Here is a 17,084-nt window from a genome sequence, read left to right as displayed (position 1 = left end):
ACGAGGGAATGGGTTCCGAGGAAGGCTGACCGGCTTCACTCCGCCACTAGGACTCCTCCGTCGAGGCGCAGACGACGATCGGCCACCTCGCGCACCGCCGGGTCGTGGGTGACGGCCACCACCGCCGCCCCCTCGTCGGCCATCCGCCGCAGCAGCGCCAACACCGCGTCGGTGGAGGCGGAGTCCAGGTGCGCCGTCGGTTCGTCCACCAGCAGGACGGACGGTCGGGAGACCACGGCGCGAGCGAGCGCGACGCGCTGTTGCTGCCCGAAGGACAGCTCGGCGGGGTAACGATCGGCCAGCTCCGCCATACCCACTTCGTCGAGTGCCGCGACCACCGTCGCCTCGACCGTGTCCGTCACCCCCGGCCGTAGCCGCAGTGGCAACGCGACGTTCTCGGCACAGGTGAGTTCCTCGACCAACCCCAGCGCCTGCGGCAGCAGCGCGCACACCCACCACGGGGCGCCGGGGGCGGGCCGGCCGTGGAAGGTCACGGTGCCCTCGTCGGGAATGTCGAACCCGGCGAGCACCGTGAGCAGCGTCGTCTTGCCCGAGCCCGAGCGGCCCGTGACGGTGACGATCTCACCTGCGTCCGCCCGCAACGTCGCGCCGCGCAGGACCTCGATCTCCTCGCCCGCCATGGAGAAGCGTCGCCGCAGTCCCTCGGCGCACAGGGCGGGAAGGTCTCTCCGGACGGGGGAGGCCGCCTCGGTACGTTCCACGGTCATGCCACGTCCTCCTCCACCGACACGCGCCCGGCGCGGAGCCGGACGACACGAAAGCCACGGGTGATCAGGCGTTCGTCGTGGGAGGCCACCACCACGGCGACGCCTTCGGAACACAGCACGGTGAGGGCGTCGAGGACCCGGTCCGCGGAGGCGTCGTCGAGCTGCGACGTCGGCTCGTCGGCCAGCACCACCGGTGTCCTCCTGGCGAGTGCGCAGGCGAACGCCAGTCGCTGCTGCTGCCCGCCCGACAACGCCGTGATCCGCGACCGATCCAGTCCGCCGAGCCCCAGGCGTTCCAACAGTTCTTCCGGATCGCACTGCCGGTTCACCGACTGGGCGGCGGCATGGAGGTTGTCGGCCACGGACAGGTACGGCACCAGATTGTCGAGCGGGGTCTGGAACACCAGGCTGATCGCGTCGCGGCGCAGGAGCCTGCGGTGGCGAGGCGCGGGGGAGACCGGGGTGCCCCGGAAGCTCATCCGGCCACGCGTGGGCACCTGGAACAGCGACAGGACGCGAAGCAACGTGGACTTTCCGGAGCCCGACGGTCCGGCGAGGACGGTCAGTCCCGTTCCCGGAACGGTGAGCGTGACGTCTCGGAGCCCGATCACGGTCTCCTCGCGCGTGGTGGGCAGCGGATACTCCACGCTCACACCGGACAGTTCGTAGATCGGGGTCTCAGCCACGCAGCAACTCCGCGACTCGGGCGGTGCGCACCGAACGCACCGCGATCCAGCAGGCCATGGTCACCACGACCGCACCGAGCGCCACCACCGTCGCCACGAACGGGACGAGCTCCGGCAGCCCCGACGCCGGCGGTAACCAGCGGGCGGGATCGAACTGCCGCACCGACACGGCGGCCACCGTGATGCCGCACGCGAGGCCGGTGACGAGGGCGACCAAAGCCACCGTGCCCAGTTCGGTGGCGTGCCCCGCCCACAGCGATCGGGTACGCAGTCCCATGCGCATCGCGAGCGCGCCGGAGAGCATGTTCTGCCGCCTCCGGACCTCCACGGCGATCAGCAACGACAGGGCGGCCGCCGCGCCGAGGACCACGCCGAGCAGCGTGATGAAGGAGAAGGTCCACTCCACGACGTGGAACGGCAGGGCGTCGAGCGCGGTGTCACGGTCCACCGGGTTCATGTGGACGATGCCCGCCTGCCGCAACGCGGCGCCGACATGCTCGACCGACAGCGTGGACAGCACGGACCACTGCGGTATCCGATCGATCCGTTGCGCGTCCAGCGCGGTGCGCGACACCAGATACCCCGGCTGCGCCCCCAGCACCGGGGCCACCTCGACGGCCCCGATCGCCCGGAGTTCGCCCACCGCGGTGTCGGCGGTATCGGGCGCGGCCCCGACCCGGATCGCGGGCACGGTGTCGCCGGACGTCGTCCCGAGGCGGTCGAGCAGCCGATCCAGCTCCTCACGCGGAAGGTGATCGACGTACGCGGCGGTGGCGAACGTCGCGGGATCGATCACCAGGATCGTGCCGACCTCACCGGTGCCGAGGGTCCCCACCACCGTGCCCGTGGACCGCACGGGTTCCGGAAGGGCGAGCTCGCCGCGGCCGACCGCGTTCTCGACGTCGGTGCGGGACTCGGCTCCCACGAAGACGCCCGACTTCTCCGCGAGCGCCCGTTGCTGCCCCGACGCGATGGAGGAACCGACGGTCAACGTGCCCACGGCGAGGACGGCGACCACCAGCACTCCCGTGACGGGAGCACGCCCGTGCGCCAGCCGCCGCACCGCCCACTGCAACGTCGGACGCGACCACCAGCGCATCCGGTGGGAGGCGCGCAGCGCCCACCACGCGAGTCGCGCGACCACCAGCCCGACCGTGAGGACCACGGCCACGGGATAGATCAGGGCGAGTGGATCGGTCTCGGGCACGGGGCCGGTGCTCGTGACGTCGCCGTAACGGGGAAGCCGGGACCAGCCCAGCACGGCGACCCCCGCCGTGAGCAGCTCCCACGGCACGAAGGTGAGACGGATCTTCCGTCGCCGCGGCGCGGTGAGTCCGAGACCGAACTCGCGGTGGGCACGGACGGCCACCACCGTCACCAGCAGTGCGAGCGAGACGAGCAGGACGCCCGCGGCCACCGCCACGCCCGTGAGTTCCGCGTCCGGCCCGAACCGACCCGGCGGTGCGTAGAGCGGCAAGGTGACCCTGGCCAGAACCGCACCGGCCACACCACCCGCCACGACCGCGAGCCCCAGCTCCGCCGCGGCGAGCAGCCCCACCGCCAGCGGTCCGTGGCCACGGGCGGAGTGCAACCGCACCTGCGCCTTTCGGCGGTGATACCACTGGAGAGCCACCGTGGCGGAACCGACGAGACCCACGCCCACGCTGAGCGCCGCGAGGGGCAGGATCGACCACGCCACCGTCGTCCCCGCTCGCTCGGCCAGCTCGGTCGACCGTGCGAAGGGGACGGACAGCAACGCGTCCCCGAGACCTCGCGCGGCCAGCTCCTCCCGGACGTCGGCCAGCAGCGCCTCGGCGCGACGCTGCGTGTCCCCGGCCTCGGACAGAGTGGATGGCGCGGGGGTGGGGAAGGTGATCGTGAGGCGTTCCAGGGAGGAATGCTGCCGGGTGGCCTCGTCGAAGGTGGCGCGGTCGGTGGCGAACACGACCGCGCCGGTCGCGATGTGGTCCACCAGGCGGTTCTGCACGGCGAGGTCCCGTACCGAGCACCACCAGCGAGGCGCCGGGTCGTACAAGTCGGCGTAGACGCCCGTGACCGGGGGCCAGTCGGCGTTGGTGACCCGGCTGCCCGGTCCGAGGCCCGCGAAACCCGCCAGGTCACGGCCGACCCACAGCCCCGGCTCGTCGCCGCCCCGGACCAACGACAGGTGGTCGGTGCCGCCGTCCCGGTAGGCGAGCCGGACGGTGTAGCCCTCCCCGCCGCCGAAGTCGACGCCGGGGACGAGGCCGCTGAACAGGCTGACGGTGGGCGCACCGAAGCCGTGGGCGGCGGCGTGCCGCTCCACGACTTCGGTGATGGACCGGACCTGCCCCGGCTCCACGTTCGGTTTGGTGATCACGGGACCGTAGGAGTCCGGGCAGACCGTCTCGGCCTGGTAGGAGAGGGTCGCCCCCGTCGAGGCCGAGACGTGCAGCACGGCCCCCATCCCGAGAAGACACGACAGCAACGCGGTGACGGCGGCCGTGACCAGGGTGAGGGGACTCGACGACGCTGCTCGCGGCGCGGTGATCCACGGCAGGCGGGGCGCCGGACGCGACGGTGATCTTCGCCATGCGGGCATGGCGCATACTAGCTCTTTCTCGATCACCGCGGCAGCGACGTCGGAACTACTTCGAGGCGTGCTCCCGCCACCACCGCTGACCGGACTCCGGCAGTGTCGAGACCGGGTCGTAGTAGGGGTAGCGGCGACGCAGCGCCTCCGGGTCGTCGAGCTCGATGCCGGTGCGGTAGTTCTTCGTCCAGTACGAGATGCCGCGCTCGCGGTCGTACTCGGCGACCTGGTGCACCCACCGCTTGCCCACGTACGGCACGTCGCAGACGATGCGCGGGGTGGCGTAACCGGGCAGGTAGCCCATGATCGCGTGCTGGAGCTCCTGCGCCTCCCACACCGCCAGCCGCCAGTGCTCGGCGTTGGGGATCATGTCGCACATGTAGAAGTAGTACGGCAGGATGTTCGCCTCGCCCTGCAGCGCGAAGCACAGGTCGAGCAGGTCCGCCGGGGTCGCGTTGACGCCCCGCATCAACACGCCCTGGTTGCGCACGTCCCGCACGCCGACCTCCAGGGCGGCGCGGGCGGCCTCGGCGACCAGCGGGGTCACCGACTGGGCGTGGTTGACGTGGGTGTGGATCGCGAGGTTCACCCCGCGCCGGCGCGCGGTGCCCGCCACGCGGGCGAGACCCTCGACGACCTTGGGCTGGAGCCAGTGCTGCGGCAACCCGGCGAGTGCCTTGGTGGCGAGCCGGATGTCGCGCACGGTCTCGATGTCGAGCAGTCGCATGAGGAACGCTTCGAGCTGGTGCCACGGCACGTTCGCCACGTCCCCGCCGGAGACCACCACGTCGCGCACGCCCGGCGTACGCTTCAGGTAGTCGATCATGGCGTCCTGCCGGTCGACCGGCTTCAACGTGAGCTTGTGCTTGTCGATCTGCGGCGTGGAGTTGCCCACCAGGTCCATGCGCGTGCAGTGCCCGCAGTACTGCGGACAGGTCGACAGCAACTCGGCCAACACCTTGGTGGGGTAGCGGTGGGTCAAGCCCTCCACGACCCACATCTCCGCCTCGTGCAGCGAGTCGCGCTGCGAGTGCGGGTGGCTCGGCCAGTCCGGGTGCCGGTCGCTGCGCAGCGGCATCATGTAGCGCCGGATCGGGTCGGCGTAGAAGGCTTCGGTGACCTTGGCCGGGTCCGTGCCCGCGTGCGGCGCCATCGTGTTGAGCATCTGCGGCGGCAGCAACATCGACATCGTCGCCATCTCCTGCTGGTCGGCCACGAGGTCCTCGTAGAACCGTTCCTCCAGCAGGTCGCCCATGACGGCGCGAAGCTGCTTGACGTTGCGCACGCAGTGAACCCGTTGCCACTGTGCGTCACGCCACTCGGCCTCCGTCACGTCGCGCCAGCCCGGAAAGCGTCGCCAGTCGGGTTCGACCAACTCGACCCGCCGATAGGTGTAGGGCTGTTCCGCGAGTTCGGTAGCAGGTTCCTGGGTGGCAGTCACTTCTGCTCCTCAATCTCGACTACTCGTGAAAATTATCCTGTCATATGCATCCCCTAACGCAAAACTTCTTGGTGAGGGTGGGTGGCAGACTCAGGGGCGTGAGTAGCAGCAACACGACGCTCCTGGTGGGCGGCCGTATCCACACCCCGAGTTCGCCCGACGCCACGGCCATGGCGGTCACCGACGGCACCGTCGTCTGGGTCGGCCAGGACGCGCCCGGCCGCGCGCTCCATCCCGACGCCGAGGTCGTGGACCTCCACGGCGCGTTCGTCGCCCCGGCGTTCGTCGACGCCCACGTGCACACCACCAACACCGGGCTGCACCTCACCGGGCTCGACCTCACCGGCGTCCGCGACGCGGCCGAACTCCTCGCGGCCGTCCGCGAGGCCGCCACCTCCGGCGAGGTGGTGCTCGCCCATGGCTGGGACGAGACGACCTGGACCACTCCTCGGTTACCCAGCCGTGCGGAAATCGACGAGGTCGCGGGCGACGTGCCCGTCTACCTCAGCCGTGTCGACGTGCACTCGGCGCTGGTGTCCAGCGCGCTGCTCGCCCTCGTGCCCGACGTGGCGCGCGCCGAGGGGTACTCCGCCGACGGCCCCCTGACCCGCGCCGCTCACCACGCGGTCCGCACGGCCGCCTACGGTGCGATCACCGCTGACCAGCGCGAACGCGCCCAGCGCGCCTTCCTGCGGGCCGCCGCGGCGGCGGGGATCGTCAGCGTCCACGAGTGCGCGGGCCCGGACATCTGCGGCGAGGACGACCTGCGCGCGCTCCTGCGCGTCGCCGCGGAGCCCGGAACCGTCGAGGTGGTGCCCTACTGGGGAGCACTCGCCGACACCGCCGCGCTCGACCTCGCCCGCGAACTCGGACTTCGCGGTCTCGGGGGAGACCTGTTCGTCGACGGGGCCCTCGGTTCCCACACCGCGGCGCTGACCGAGCCCTACACCGACCTGCCCCACACCGTGGGCGCCCGCTACCTCGACGCGCGGGCGATCGCCGACCACGTCGTCGCCTGCACCGAGGCGGGGCTGCAGGCAGGGTTCCACGTCATCGGCGACGCCGCCGTAGCGGAGGTCGTCGAGGCGTTCGCCCTCGCCGAGAAGACGGTGGGACAACGGGCTCTCGCCAAGGCGGGACACCGGCTCGAACACGTCGAGATGATCACGCGGGAGCAGGCCACCGCCCTCGCCCGCTGGAACGTCACCGCCTCCATGCAGCCCGCGTTCGACGCGCTGTGGGGCGGCCCCGACGGCATGTACGCCGCTCGGCTCGGTTCCGAGCGCGCCGCCACGCTCAACCCCTTCGCCGCGCTCGCCGCCGAGGGCGTGCCCCTGGCCTTCGGCTCCGACGCCCCCGTCACCCCGCTCGATCCGTGGGCGAGCGTGCGGGCCGCCGTGCACCACCGCACGTCCGGTTCCGGCATCTCCGCCCGCGCGGCCTTCAACGCCCACACGCGGGGAGGCCACCGCGCCGCCGGGGTGAACGACGGCGTCACCGGGAGCCTCGTCCCCGGCGCGCCCGCCCACTACGCGGTGTGGGAGGCCGACGAACTCGTCGTCGCCACGCCCGACACCCGCGTGCAACGCTGGTCCACCGACCCTCGGTCGCGGGTTCCGGGGCTGCCACCGCTCGATCCGGGAGTTCCGCTGCCGCGGTGCCTGCGCACCGTCCGCGGTGGAGAGATCATCTACGACGCCGAGTCCGGCGCCCCGTCGGCCGTGTCCACCGAGGCATAGGCTGAGCGCGTGACCGCCACGGCTTCCCCACCGGGCGCCGATCCGGCGCCCGCCCGTCGCCCCACGCGGCCTCGTCGGTTCCTCCCCGTCGCCGTCCGCGTCGTCCTGGCCGCGGGCTCCGGCCTGCTGTTCTGCGCCGGGTTCGCCCCCCGACCGCTGTGGTGGGTGGTGCCCCCGGCCTTCGCCGGACTCGGCCTCGTGCTGCACGGGCGCCGCGTGTGGGCCTCCGCGGGTTACGGGCTGGTCTTCGGTCTCGCGTTCTACCTCGCGCACATCGTCTGGATCCAGGACTTCCTCGGGGAGGAGTTCGGTCCCGCGCCGTGGCTCGCGCTCTCCGGCGTGCTCGCTGTCTACGTGGCGGTGGCGTGTGCCCTCATGTCGGTCGTCTCCCGGTTGCCCGGCGCCCCGGTGTGGCAGGCGCTGGTGTTCCTGGCGCAGGAGTCGGCTCGGATGCGCTGGCCGTTCAACGGCTTCCCGTGGGGGCGGGTGGGGTTCAGCCAGCCCGAAGGGGCCTACCTGTCCCTGGCCTCGCTCGGGGGCGCGCCGTTGGTCGGCTTCGCCGTGCTCGTCACCGGGTTCGGACTGGCGCAGCTCCTCGTGCGCGTCCGAACACACGGGCCTCGGTCCGGACGGGCTCTCCTCGCCCCGGCGCTCGCCGTGGTGCTGCCCCTGGCGGCCGGGTTGCTCACCTGGCCGACGATCGGCACGGACCCCGAGACCGGCACCCGCACCGTCGCCGTGGTGCAGGGCAACGCGCCCGACGTCGGCATCGGCCTGCTCGACGAACGGGAGACGATCCGCGCCAATCACTTCGCCCAAAGCGAGGCCCTGCTCGCCGACATCCGCTCCGGTGCGGTTCCCCGCCCGGATTTCGTCGTCTGGCCCGAGACGGCCGCCGATGTCCGGGGACCCGACCCGCAGCTTCACGCGCTGGTCGAGGAACTCGACGTGCCCATGCTGGTCGGCGCGCTCTACCGCCCACCCGGAAGCGAGCTGACCGAGAACGCCGTGCTCGTGTGGGAACCCGGCGCGGGGATCACCGATCGCTACGTCAAACGGGAGCTCGTGCCGTTCGCCGAGTACGTGCCGTGGCGAGGCATCGCCCGGTGGTTCACGCCGTTCGTCGACGACACCCGCGACATGCGGTGGGGCGACCGAGGTGCCGCCCTCGACGTCGCGGGCGCCAGGGTCGGGACGGTGATCTGTTACGAGGCCGCCTACGACTACGTGGCCAGGGACAACGTCCGGGCCGGCGCGGAGCTGCTCGTCACCCCCACCAACAACGCCTGGTTCGGGCCGGGGGAGATGAGCCACCAGCATCTCGCGATGTCACGGCTGCGCGCGGTCGAACACGGCCGGGCCGTCGTGGTGGCGGCCACCAGCGGGATCAGCGCGATCGTCGCGCCGGACGGTAGTGTCACCCGTTCCACCAGCCTCTACAGTGCCACGTCAATGGTGGCCGACGTGCCGCTGCGCCAGCAGACTACGCTGTCGGATCGACTCGGTGCGTGGACCGAGTACGTGCTGGTCGGGGCCGCGTTCGTCGCCGTGGTCGCCGGGTTCGCGCTCCGGCCGCGACCGAAGAGGACAGTAACGCGCGCAGATGCGACAGAAGGGGAGCAGCATGGCGGAGGGGACACAGCACAGGGATGAGATCGACCCGGTGCTGGTGATCATCCCGACCTACAACGAACGGGATAACCTCCCGCCACTCGTACGCCGGCTACACACGGTTCTGCCGCAGGTTCACGTGCTCGTGGTCGACGACGGCAGTCCCGACGGCACCGGTGAGGTCGCCGACAAGCTCGCGGGGGAGGACGACCGCGTGCACGTGCTCCACCGCACGGAGAAGGCCGGCCTCGGCGCCGCCTACATCGCCGGGTTCCGGTGGGCGCTCGACCACGACTACGCCACCGTTGTCGAGATGGACGCCGACGGCTCGCACGCCCCCGAGGACCTGCCTCGGCTGCTCGACGCCCTCCACGACGCCGATCTCGTCATCGGTTCCCGGTACGTGCCCGGCGGGGCGCTCGTGAACTGGCCGCCGCATCGGCAACTGCTGTCACGCGCCGCCAACCTGTACTCCCGGATCGCGCTCGGGGTCCCCGTCGCCGACATCACGGCCGGATTCCGGGCCTACCGTCGCCGGGTGCTCGAACGGCTTCCGCTGAACCGGATCGCGTCGCAGGGCTACTGCTTCCAGATCGACCTCACGTGGCGCACCGCGCAGGAGGACTTCCGCATCCTGGAGGTGCCCATCACCTTCACCGAGCGCGAGCTGGGCCAGTCGAAGATGAGCGGCGCCATCATCGGTGAGGCCCTCCTCAAGGTGGCGCAGTGGGGGCTGAAGCGCCGGGGCGACCAGGTGCGGGCCTGGTACGACCGGCTGCGTCGCTGACGTCGGAGACGTCCCGGACATGGGAAAGGCCACCCTCCCGATCGGGAGGGTGGCCTTCGCGTGGTCGGAAGCGCGGGTGGGTTACGACGACCGTCCCCTGCGGTTCCGGAGTTCGGCGAGCCGCTCGTTGAGCAGCTCCTCCAACTCCGGAATGGACCGCCGCTCCAGCAGCATGTCCCAGTGCGTCCTGGGCGGCTTCGTCTCCTTGGGCTCGGGTGCCCCGCCGTTGAGGATCTCCGACTCGGTGCCGTGCAGCCTGCACTCCCAGGTGGAGGGCACCTCGGCGTCGTCGGAGAACGGCACCTCGAACTCGTGGTTCTTCGGGCACCTGTAGCGCACGGTACGTCGGGGGGCTAGGTCGTGATTGCGGTCGGTCTCGTAACTGACCGCACCCAACCGGCTTCCACGAAGAACACGGTCGGCCATGATGGGTCCTTTCGGTCGGCTCCCGAAGGAGAGCCCGGGCGGTGCTCACCCTGTGCAACGACGGAAGTGGTCGGTTGAATTCCCAACAACACCGTCGTCGCGCATGATGAGCTGCATCACCCGCGTGAAAACTGCCTGTCTTCAGGGAGGCCCTGCACGTCACACTGTGACGCGGCAACGGCAACCCCGCTCCTCATATCCCCCGCCCGGGTGAGAGTGACTCTCGTGGTCAGGTCAGCTGGAGCTGCCCCGGCCCGGACGCATCCGGTCCTACCTCGCCCAGACGGAAGTGCCGACGACAAAGTACCTGGTAACGCACGGTAGTCGTTTCCGTCGACGAGCGTGTCGTGTCCGAGTTCACCTCACCGGTTGACGAGCCCCCGCTCGCGTACGAGGTCGTGTCGGCCACGAAGACCGTGTCACCGGTGCGCAAGACGACACCGTCGCGGACTCGGGCGTTGAACCGGCCGGGCCTGCCGCACCAGCACAGGACCTCGACCTGGACGGGCTGGAGCTCGTCGGCCAGCTCGAACAGTCGTCGCGCGCCGGGGAACAGCTCGCTGCGGAAGTCGGTCGCGATCCCGAAGCAGTACACGTCGATGCAGGCCTCGTCGGCGAGGTCGGTGAGCTGCTCCACCTGCTCGGGGGAGAGGAACTGGGCCTCGTCGACGATCAGGTAGTCGACGTGCTTGCCGTGTTCCCACGCCTGCCGCACCACCGCGCGGACGTCGGTGTCGGCCTCCACCTCCAGCGCCTTCCGCGTGATGCCGATACGGCTGCTGATCTGCGCGGCACCCGAGCGGTCGTGGCGGACCAGCAGCAGCCCCTGGCGTCCCTGCCGGGCGAGGTTGTGATCGATCTGCAGTGCCAACGTCGACTTGCCGCAGTCCATCGGGCCGTAGCAGAACTTCACTTTGCCCGTCACCGGCATGTCCCGTCGCCATGCCGCGGCGGGTACGGGGGAGAGGGCGTCCGTCGGATCGGTGTCGTCGTCATGCACAGCGGTCACGACGAAGCACCCTATCCGTACCCGGTGTGGCGTCCTCGCGACACGGGGGCGAGCTACAACACCGACGGTTCGGGATTGCCCGCCTCCGCGATCGCCCGCCGCACCGGGATCAGCGCCACCAGCACGAATCCGACGACGAAGAACACGAGCAGCGCGATGATCGCGTACCGGAACGAGCCGGTGGCCTGGCCCACACCTGCGAACAGTAGGGGCCCCAGCCAGGACGTGCCGCGCTCACCGATCTCGTACAGGGAGTAGTACTGGGCTTCCTTGCCCGCCGGGATCATCTGGCTGTACAGCGAGCGGGACAACGCGTTGGTGCCGCCCAGCACCAGGCCGATGCCCGCGGCCACGGCGTAGAACTGCAGTTGCCGGCCCGCCTCGATGAAGTACGCCGAGGCGAGCACCACCATCCACACCACGAGGCTCGCCAGGATGGTCTTCTTCGCGCCCCAGCGCCGCGCCGCGAGCCCGTGCAGCATGCCGCCGAGGTAGGCCACGAACTGGATCACGAGAATGGTCGCGATGAGCACCTCGTTGCCGAACTTCAGCTCCTCGGAGCCGTACTGCGCGGACACGGAGACCACTGTGGAGATCCCGTCGGTGAACACCAGGTAGGCGCCGAGGAACGCCAGCGTCAGGGGGAACGCCTTCGCCGCGCGAAGGGTGTCGCGCAGTTCCGCGAACCCGGCCTTGAGCACCGACACGCCGTGCTCGTGCCCGTGCGGCGGCTGTCGTTCGGTCAGGCGGCGCAGCGGGACGAGGGTGAACAGCGCCCACCACAGTCCCGAGGAGAGGTAGCAGATCCGGACGGCGAGCGCCTCGCTGATGCCGAGGGTCTCGTGATTGAGGTAGAACGCGAGTTGGAGCGCCAACGCGACTCCACCGCCGAGGTAGCCGAACGCCCAGCCGCGCGAGGACACGTCGTCGCGTTCGTCGGGCGTGGCGATGTCGGGCAGGAAGGAGTAGTAGGTCACGATCGAGGCGCCGTAGCCGATGTTGCCGAGAATGTAGAGCACCACGCCGAGTTCCCAGCGGTCGTCCGCGACGAAGAACAGCAGGGCCGAGGCCGCGGAGCCCAGGAAGGCGAAGAACCCGAGCAGGCGCTTTTTGTACTGCGTGCGGTCGGCGATGGCCCCCGTGATCGGCAGGATCAGGACCTGGATGACGGTGGAGGCGGCGAGGAGGTAACCCCACAGTGATCCGGCGGGGAACGTCAGGCCCAGTAGACTGATGTCGCAGTTGACGAGGTTGTTGTCCACCCCGTGCTCGTCGACACAGGGGGTGGGGCCGTTGCGTTCCGGGTGCGACTTGGCGTCCAGTGCCGCCACCGAACTCATGTAGAGGGCGCCGAACACGGTGATCACCGACGTGTAGAACGTCGAGTTCGCCCAGTCGTAGAAGTACCAACCCCACTGTTCCCGCCGCCGCTCGCGCTTGTCGGACGCGGGGGACGGACCACTGCCCACGGTGCTCATCCGGGTCTTCCTCGCTCGGTGATCGTTCCAGGTGAGCGGAGACTACTGGACCGCGCCGCCCGACGGGTGGCGATCGCTCGACCGCAACGCTGTCGTCACCTCCTCGACGAAGGACGGCACGCCATGTGTATAACGGCCTATACGGCGGGGCTGTGAAAAGTGAAAGTTACCAGTCAAGCGGTCCGTAACCGGACTCGACATCCGACCACCGAAATTGCAAGGAGGTGCTCGCCGGGTACTCGAAAGCCATGGTCGAGTGGATGAACCTGTTCCAATCGCAGATGCCGTGGCTCGAACTCGTCGTCCGAGGCGTGGTCATCTACGTGACGTTGCTGGTCCTCATGCGCATCGTGGGGCAGCGGGAGGCGGGTGGGCTCGGGCTCACCGACGTGCTGATCGTCGTGCTCATCGCGCAGGCCGCCGCGGGAGGCCTCTCCGGGGAGTCGGACAGCATCACCGACTCCGTCCTCCTCGTCGCGGTCATCCTGGCGTGCAGCGTGCTCGTCGACGCCGCTTCCTACCGGTTCCCTCGGTTGGCGGCGCTGTTGAAGGCCCGACCGCGTCTGATGATCAAGGACGGACAGCTCGAACACCGAGTGCTGAAGCGGGAGTTCATGACGACGGAGGAGGTGGCCAGTCAGCTGCGACTCCACGGTATCGAGGACATCGGCGTCGTCCATCGGGCGTATCTGGAGCCCAACGGAATGATCAGCGTCCTGCTCCGGGAACGTCGCACCCCGGACGAGCCCTCCAAGCCTTCCGCGGAATGACCCGACGTCACCACGTCGAACTCTTCCGGAGTGCCGGTGGCGGCCGTTCCGGCTCCCCCGGAAAGGACACTGTGGATGGTTTCGATCGTAAGAATCGTCCATAATCCGGGGGAGATGGAGATCTTCGCTCCGAAGAGGACTGTGGTCGCGGCGTCGATCTCGTGAAGTCGAGGGGCCGGTCAGCCCCGCCAGTCGTCGCGCAGCAGCTCGTACTCCACGTCGCCGTGCTCGGAGCCGGGGATCGGGTCGGGCCAGTCCTCGTGGAACGTGCGCACGTAACGCAGGCCGGCCTTCTCCAGCACCCGCCGGGAGCCGTGGTTCACCGCCATCGCCGTGGCGAACACCCGCCGCACGTCGAGCTCGGTGAACCCGAGACGGACCAGCGCCCGCGCCCCCTCGGTGGCCAGTCCCCGGCCCCAGTGTCGGCGATGCAGCCGGTAGCCGAGTTCCACGTCGTCGAGAGCGTCTTGTCTGGGAGGCCGGAACTCGAACCAGCCGAGGAACTCCCCGTCGGAGGAGGACTCGGCGGCGAACACCCCCAGTCCGCCGAGCCGCTCGTACTCGGACAACAGGGACGGCAGGGTGCGGTTGTGCACCACCTCAGCGGGTACGGGCCTGCCGTTCTCGACGAAGCGCATCACCTCCGCGTCGCCGTGCAGCGCGGCCAGATTGTCGCCGTCGGCGGCGGTGAAGCGACGGAGCACCATGCGGTCCGTGACGCAGAAGACAGTCATGGGCACAGAAGATGCTCAAGCGGGGCCGGGTCCGCAACCGGATTCCTCGCCGTCCTTATCATGGCTCGACGCCGATCGAGGCCGAACCCGGAAGGAGCGGCGACATGTCCGCGAGTACCGACCCCGCCGCACACGACGAGACCGCGGCGCCGTCCGGTTACGAGGAACGGGGCGAAGTCGGGTACCGGAGGACGCTTTCGAACCTCCAGATCCAGATGATCGCTTTCGGTGGCGCCATCGGTGTCGGACTCTTCCTCGGCCTCGGTGAGCAGTTGAACACGGCCGGTCCCGGACTGGTGATCTCGTTCCTGGTCGTCGGGACGTTGGTGTACCTGCTGATGCGGGCTCTCGGCGAGATGACCGTGTACCGGCCCACCACCGGGGGTTTCGTCTCGTACGCCCGCGAGTTCGTCGGGCCGCGTTTCGCCCACCTGACCGGCTGGATCTACGTGACCGTCGTCGTGCTGGTCGGCATCGCCGACATCTCCGCCGTCGGCGTCTACACCACCTACTGGTTCCCGGACGCGCCCGCGTGGCTGTCCCCGCTGGTGGCGTTGTGTCTCGTGTTCGGCACCAACATGCTGACCGTGCGGCTCTTCGGGTTGATCGAGAGCGTGGCGGCGGCGATCAAGGTGATCGCCATCGTGCTGTTCCTGATCACCGGCGTGCTGATCGTGGTGTTCAGCGGTTCGGGGGCCGAGGCGAGCGTGACGAACCTGTGGGCGGACGGGTTCCTGCCCAATGGGGTGTGGCCGGTCGTCCTGGTGATGCAGGCGGTGGTGTTCTCGTTCTCCGCGGTGGAGGTGACTGCCACTGCGGCCGGTGAGGCGAAGGACGCCGCGAGGTCGATGCCGAAGGCCGTGCGCGCGGTGGTGTTCCGGATGGGCCTGTTCTACATCGGCTCCATCGTGGTGTTGTCGATGCTGCTGCCCACGGTGCGCTACAGCGGGCAGGAGTCGCCGTTCGTCACCGCGTTGGCCAGCCTCGGGGTTCCCTACGTGGGCGGCATCATGAACGTGGTGGTGCTCAGCGCCTCACTGTCCGGAGTCAACGCGGCCCTCTACACGACGGTGCGGTTCCTGCGTAACCTCGCCGCCCACGGCTCGGCCCCGAAGGCCACGGTGGTGATCACCAGCAGGGGCGTCCCGGTGGGGGCGGTGGTGTTCACCTGCGCGCTGTACCTGGTGGGAATCCTGCTGATCCTGTTCGCCGATGCGGGGTCGATCTTCTCGCTCGCGTTGGACGCGGCGTCGGTGGGCATCCTCCTCAGCTGGATGTCGATCTTCATCTCGCACCTGCGTTTCCGTGCGAGGGTGCGTGACGGGTCTCTCGACGGGGTCAGCTTCCGCATGCCCGGCTCCCCGTACACCGACTGGATCTGCCTGGCCGTCCTCGCCACGATCTTCTGCTCGCTGGCCCTCGATGGCGACACGTCCTACGCGGGGCTCATCGCCACGGTGGTGCTGGTCGCCGTCCACGGCGCGACGTACGAGATCGCCAAGCGCCGGGTCGCTCGTCACGGTCTTCCCGACGTGACGCCCGTCGGGCGAGCGCGGGACTGAACTCCCTCGCCTTCCCGACGGGTGTCGGCGGTCACGCCTGTTCGGGGGCGGGGGCCCGGTCGGTGCTCTCTCGCTCCTTCTCCCAGCACTGGATGCCGCGCACGTCGGGCAGCTTGTCGCGGGTGAACACCGGGTCGAGGCCCTCACGGCGCTGCTGTTGGTAGTCCTTGAGCAGTCGCATCACGAGGGCGCCGAGTGGAGCCACGGCGATCAGGTTCACCACGGCCATCACGCCCATGGTGACGTCGGCGAAGCTCCACACCAGGTTCAGCGAGCTCACGGCCCCCAGGAACAGCATGCCGAGCACCACGGCCCGGAACACCGGCACGACCCGGTCGTCGCCGGTGAGGAAGCGCAGGTTGGCCTCGCCGTAGAAGGTGTTGCCCAGTACGGAGGTGAAGGCGAGCAGGAGGATGAGGATCGTCAGCAGGTGTACGGCCCAGGATCCGAAGTGGCTCTCCAACGCGGTCTGGGTCAGCAGCCCGCCGTCGTCGGCGCCGTAGTCGGGGTCGGAGACGAGGATGATGAACGCCGTGATGGAGCACACCAGCAGGGTGTCGAAGTAGACGCCGAGGGACTGTGCCAGGCCCTGCTTGACGGGGTGGCTCACCGCGGCGCTGGCGCCCGCGTTGGGCGCGGACCCCATGCCCGCCTCGTTCGAGAACAGCCCGCGACGGACGCCCTGCATGATCGCCGTGCCCACGGCCGCGCCGCCGATCTGCTCGAAGCCGAACGCCGAGCTCACGATGTCGGCGAACACGTCGGGAACCTTGTCCAGGTTCATACCCACCACGACGAGCCCCACGATCAGGTAGACCAGGGCCATGAACGGCACGGTCAGCTGGGCGACCTGGGCGATGCGCCGCGCGCCGCCGAACACCACGGCGCCCACCACGGCGACCAGCGCGAGGCCGACCACCGGTGCCACCCAGCCGGGGGCTTCCTCGGCGCCGGTCACGGTGGTGACCGAGGTCGAGACGAATTCGGCGATGCTGTTGGCCTGCACCATGTTGAAGCTGAAGCCGAACGTGAAGATGATGACGACCGCGAAGATCACGCCCAGCCACCGAGCGTTCAGGCCGTGCTGCATGTAGTAGGCGGGGCCGCCGCGGTAGCCGGAGCGGTCGCGGACCTTGAACAGCTGGGCGAGCGTGGATTCCGCGAAGGCCAGCGAGCTGACGATGATCGCCATCACCCACATCCAGAACACCGCGCCGGGACCACCGAGGGAGATGGCGAGCGCCACACCCACGATGTTGCCGGTGCCGATGCGCGCCGCCGCGGAGATGGAGAACGCCTGAAACGACGAGACGGCCTTCTTACCGTCCTTGGTCTGCTCCGGTGTTCCCCGTAGGTCCCGGAACATCTGGGGCAGCATCCGGAACTGCACGCCCGCGGTGCGCACGGTGAAGTACAGACCCAGCAGCACCAGCAGCGGGATGACGAGGTAGGTCCAGAAGACGTCGTTCACCTCGCCGATGGATTCCATCAGCGCGTCCATGCGCTCGCTCCTCACCTTGTGGGTAACCGAGGATTTCGCT

14 protein-coding genes are annotated in these 17,084 nt (G+C 69.7%); 5 read left to right on the top strand and 9 right to left on the bottom strand.

What is annotated here, in order from left to right:
• Window positions 1-35: 35 nt before the first annotated feature.
• From SACGLDRAFT_RS11290 to SACGLDRAFT_RS11275, 4 genes are read right to left on the bottom strand one after another with little or no spacing between them, the layout of a single operon-like run.
• On the bottom strand, window positions 36-728 hold the full coding sequence (locus SACGLDRAFT_RS11290) for an ABC transporter ATP-binding protein (RefSeq protein WP_005464701.1): 693 nt from the start codon (window positions 726-728) through the stop codon (window positions 36-38).
• Window positions 725-1,414, bottom strand: coding sequence for an ABC transporter ATP-binding protein (locus SACGLDRAFT_RS11285; protein WP_005464700.1), 690 nt, complete (start codon window positions 1,412-1,414; stop codon window positions 725-727). Before SACGLDRAFT_RS11285 ends, SACGLDRAFT_RS11290 begins: the two co-directional genes overlap by 4 nt.
• The gene (locus SACGLDRAFT_RS11280) at window positions 1,407-3,995 is read right to left on the bottom strand and encodes a hypothetical protein (RefSeq protein ID WP_005464698.1); all 2,589 of its coding nucleotides are present in this window, start codon (window positions 3,993-3,995) and stop codon (window positions 1,407-1,409) included. The genes SACGLDRAFT_RS11285 and SACGLDRAFT_RS11280 overlap by 8 nt, the downstream gene beginning before the upstream one ends.
• A gap of 46 nt (window positions 3,996-4,041) precedes the next feature.
• Complete coding sequence (locus SACGLDRAFT_RS11275; protein WP_005464696.1) at window positions 4,042-5,427, bottom strand: KamA family radical SAM protein; 1,386 nt, start codon at window positions 5,425-5,427, stop codon at window positions 4,042-4,044.
• Window positions 5,428-5,525: 98 nt separating this feature from the next.
• On the opposite strand from SACGLDRAFT_RS11275, the gene SACGLDRAFT_RS11270 reads away from it, so the two are divergent.
• The 3 genes from SACGLDRAFT_RS11270 to SACGLDRAFT_RS11260 are packed head-to-tail and all read left to right on the top strand — an operon-like array spanning window position 5,526 to window position 9,564.
• On the top strand, window positions 5,526-7,166 hold the full coding sequence (locus SACGLDRAFT_RS11270) for an amidohydrolase (RefSeq protein ID WP_040918952.1): 1,641 nt from the start codon (window positions 5,526-5,528) through the stop codon (window positions 7,164-7,166).
• 9 nt (window positions 7,167-7,175) lie between these two features.
• Complete coding sequence (gene lnt / locus SACGLDRAFT_RS11265; RefSeq protein ID WP_005464692.1) at window positions 7,176-8,819, top strand: apolipoprotein N-acyltransferase; 1,644 nt, start codon at window positions 7,176-7,178, stop codon at window positions 8,817-8,819.
• The gene (locus SACGLDRAFT_RS11260) at window positions 8,791-9,564 is read left to right on the top strand and encodes a polyprenol monophosphomannose synthase (RefSeq protein WP_005464690.1); all 774 of its coding nucleotides are present in this window, start codon (window positions 8,791-8,793) and stop codon (window positions 9,562-9,564) included. Before lnt ends, SACGLDRAFT_RS11260 begins: the two co-directional genes overlap by 29 nt.
• Window positions 9,565-9,645: 81 nt before the next feature.
• On the opposite strand, the gene SACGLDRAFT_RS11255 is transcribed toward SACGLDRAFT_RS11260, so the two are convergent.
• From SACGLDRAFT_RS11255 to SACGLDRAFT_RS11245, 3 genes are all read right to left on the bottom strand, one after another.
• Window positions 9,646-9,990: an RNA polymerase-binding protein RbpA gene (locus SACGLDRAFT_RS11255; RefSeq protein ID WP_005464688.1), complete on the bottom strand. Its 345-nt coding sequence runs from the start codon at window positions 9,988-9,990 to the stop codon at window positions 9,646-9,648.
• A 229-nt stretch (window positions 9,991-10,219) separates the two neighbouring features.
• Window positions 10,220-10,999: a thymidine kinase gene (locus tag SACGLDRAFT_RS11250; RefSeq protein WP_005464687.1), complete on the bottom strand. Its 780-nt coding sequence runs from the start codon at window positions 10,997-10,999 to the stop codon at window positions 10,220-10,222.
• 53 nt (window positions 11,000-11,052) lie between these two features.
• Window positions 11,053-12,477 (bottom strand): MFS transporter, encoded by a 1,425-nt coding sequence (locus SACGLDRAFT_RS11245; protein ID WP_005464685.1) that lies wholly within the window; start codon window positions 12,475-12,477, stop codon window positions 11,053-11,055.
• A 260-nt stretch (window positions 12,478-12,737) separates the two neighbouring features.
• Between SACGLDRAFT_RS11245 and SACGLDRAFT_RS11240 the strand changes: the two genes are divergently transcribed.
• On the top strand, window positions 12,738-13,247 hold the full coding sequence (locus SACGLDRAFT_RS11240; protein ID WP_232283953.1) for a DUF421 domain-containing protein: 510 nt from the start codon (window positions 12,738-12,740) through the stop codon (window positions 13,245-13,247).
• A gap of 179 nt (window positions 13,248-13,426) precedes the next feature.
• Here the strand turns inward: SACGLDRAFT_RS11240 and SACGLDRAFT_RS11235 are convergent, their stop codons facing one another.
• Window positions 13,427-13,981 carry a GNAT family N-acetyltransferase gene (locus SACGLDRAFT_RS11235; protein ID WP_005464681.1) on the bottom strand — a complete coding sequence of 185 codons (555 nt, stop codon included), beginning with the start codon at window positions 13,979-13,981 and terminating at the stop codon, window positions 13,427-13,429.
• Between the two features lie 104 nt (window positions 13,982-14,085).
• Here SACGLDRAFT_RS11235 and SACGLDRAFT_RS11230 point away from each other — a divergent pair, with 104 nt between their 5' ends.
• Window positions 14,086-15,543, top strand: a complete 1,458-nt coding sequence (locus SACGLDRAFT_RS11230) for an amino acid permease (RefSeq protein WP_005464680.1) — start codon at window positions 14,086-14,088, stop codon at window positions 15,541-15,543.
• 31 nt (window positions 15,544-15,574) lie between these two features.
• Here the strand turns inward: SACGLDRAFT_RS11230 and SACGLDRAFT_RS11225 are convergent, their stop codons facing one another.
• Entirely contained in the window at window positions 15,575-17,044 is a 1,470-nt protein-coding gene (locus tag SACGLDRAFT_RS11225) for an alanine/glycine:cation symporter family protein (protein WP_005464678.1), read from the bottom strand.
• Window positions 17,045-17,084: the final 40 nt, after the last annotated feature.

The organism is Saccharomonospora glauca K62 (assembly GCF_000243395.2).
In the GTDB taxonomy this organism is placed as follows: Bacteria; Actinomycetota; Actinomycetes; order Mycobacteriales; family Pseudonocardiaceae; genus Saccharomonospora; species Saccharomonospora glauca.
This window is presented reverse-complemented; position numbering and strand designations above follow the sequence as displayed.

Bases quoted from the DNA above. Each gene is read 5' to 3' on its own strand.
- SACGLDRAFT_RS11290 (WP_005464701.1), bottom strand. From the start codon at position 728: ATGACCGTGGAACGTACCGAGGCGGCCTCCCCCGTCCGGAGAGACCTT.
- SACGLDRAFT_RS11280 (WP_005464698.1), bottom strand. From the start codon at position 3,995: ATGCCCGCATGGCGAAGATCACCGTCGCGTCCGGCGCCCCGCCTGCCG.
- SACGLDRAFT_RS11260 (WP_005464690.1), top strand. From the start codon at position 8,791: ATGGCGGAGGGGACACAGCACAGGGATGAGATCGACCCGGTGCTGGTG.
- SACGLDRAFT_RS11255 (WP_005464688.1), bottom strand. From the start codon at position 9,990: ATGGCCGACCGTGTTCTTCGTGGAAGCCGGTTGGGTGCGGTCAGTTAC.
- SACGLDRAFT_RS11245 (WP_005464685.1), bottom strand. From the start codon at position 12,477: ATGAGCACCGTGGGCAGTGGTCCGTCCCCCGCGTCCGACAAGCGCGAG.
- SACGLDRAFT_RS11240 (WP_232283953.1), top strand. From the start codon at position 12,738: ATGAACCTGTTCCAATCGCAGATGCCGTGGCTCGAACTCGTCGTCCGA.
- SACGLDRAFT_RS11235 (WP_005464681.1), bottom strand. From the start codon at position 13,981: ATGACTGTCTTCTGCGTCACGGACCGCATGGTGCTCCGTCGCTTCACC.
- SACGLDRAFT_RS11230 (WP_005464680.1), top strand. From the start codon at position 14,086: ATGTCCGCGAGTACCGACCCCGCCGCACACGACGAGACCGCGGCGCCG.
- SACGLDRAFT_RS11225 (WP_005464678.1), bottom strand. From the start codon at position 17,044: ATGGACGCGCTGATGGAATCCATCGGCGAGGTGAACGACGTCTTCTGG.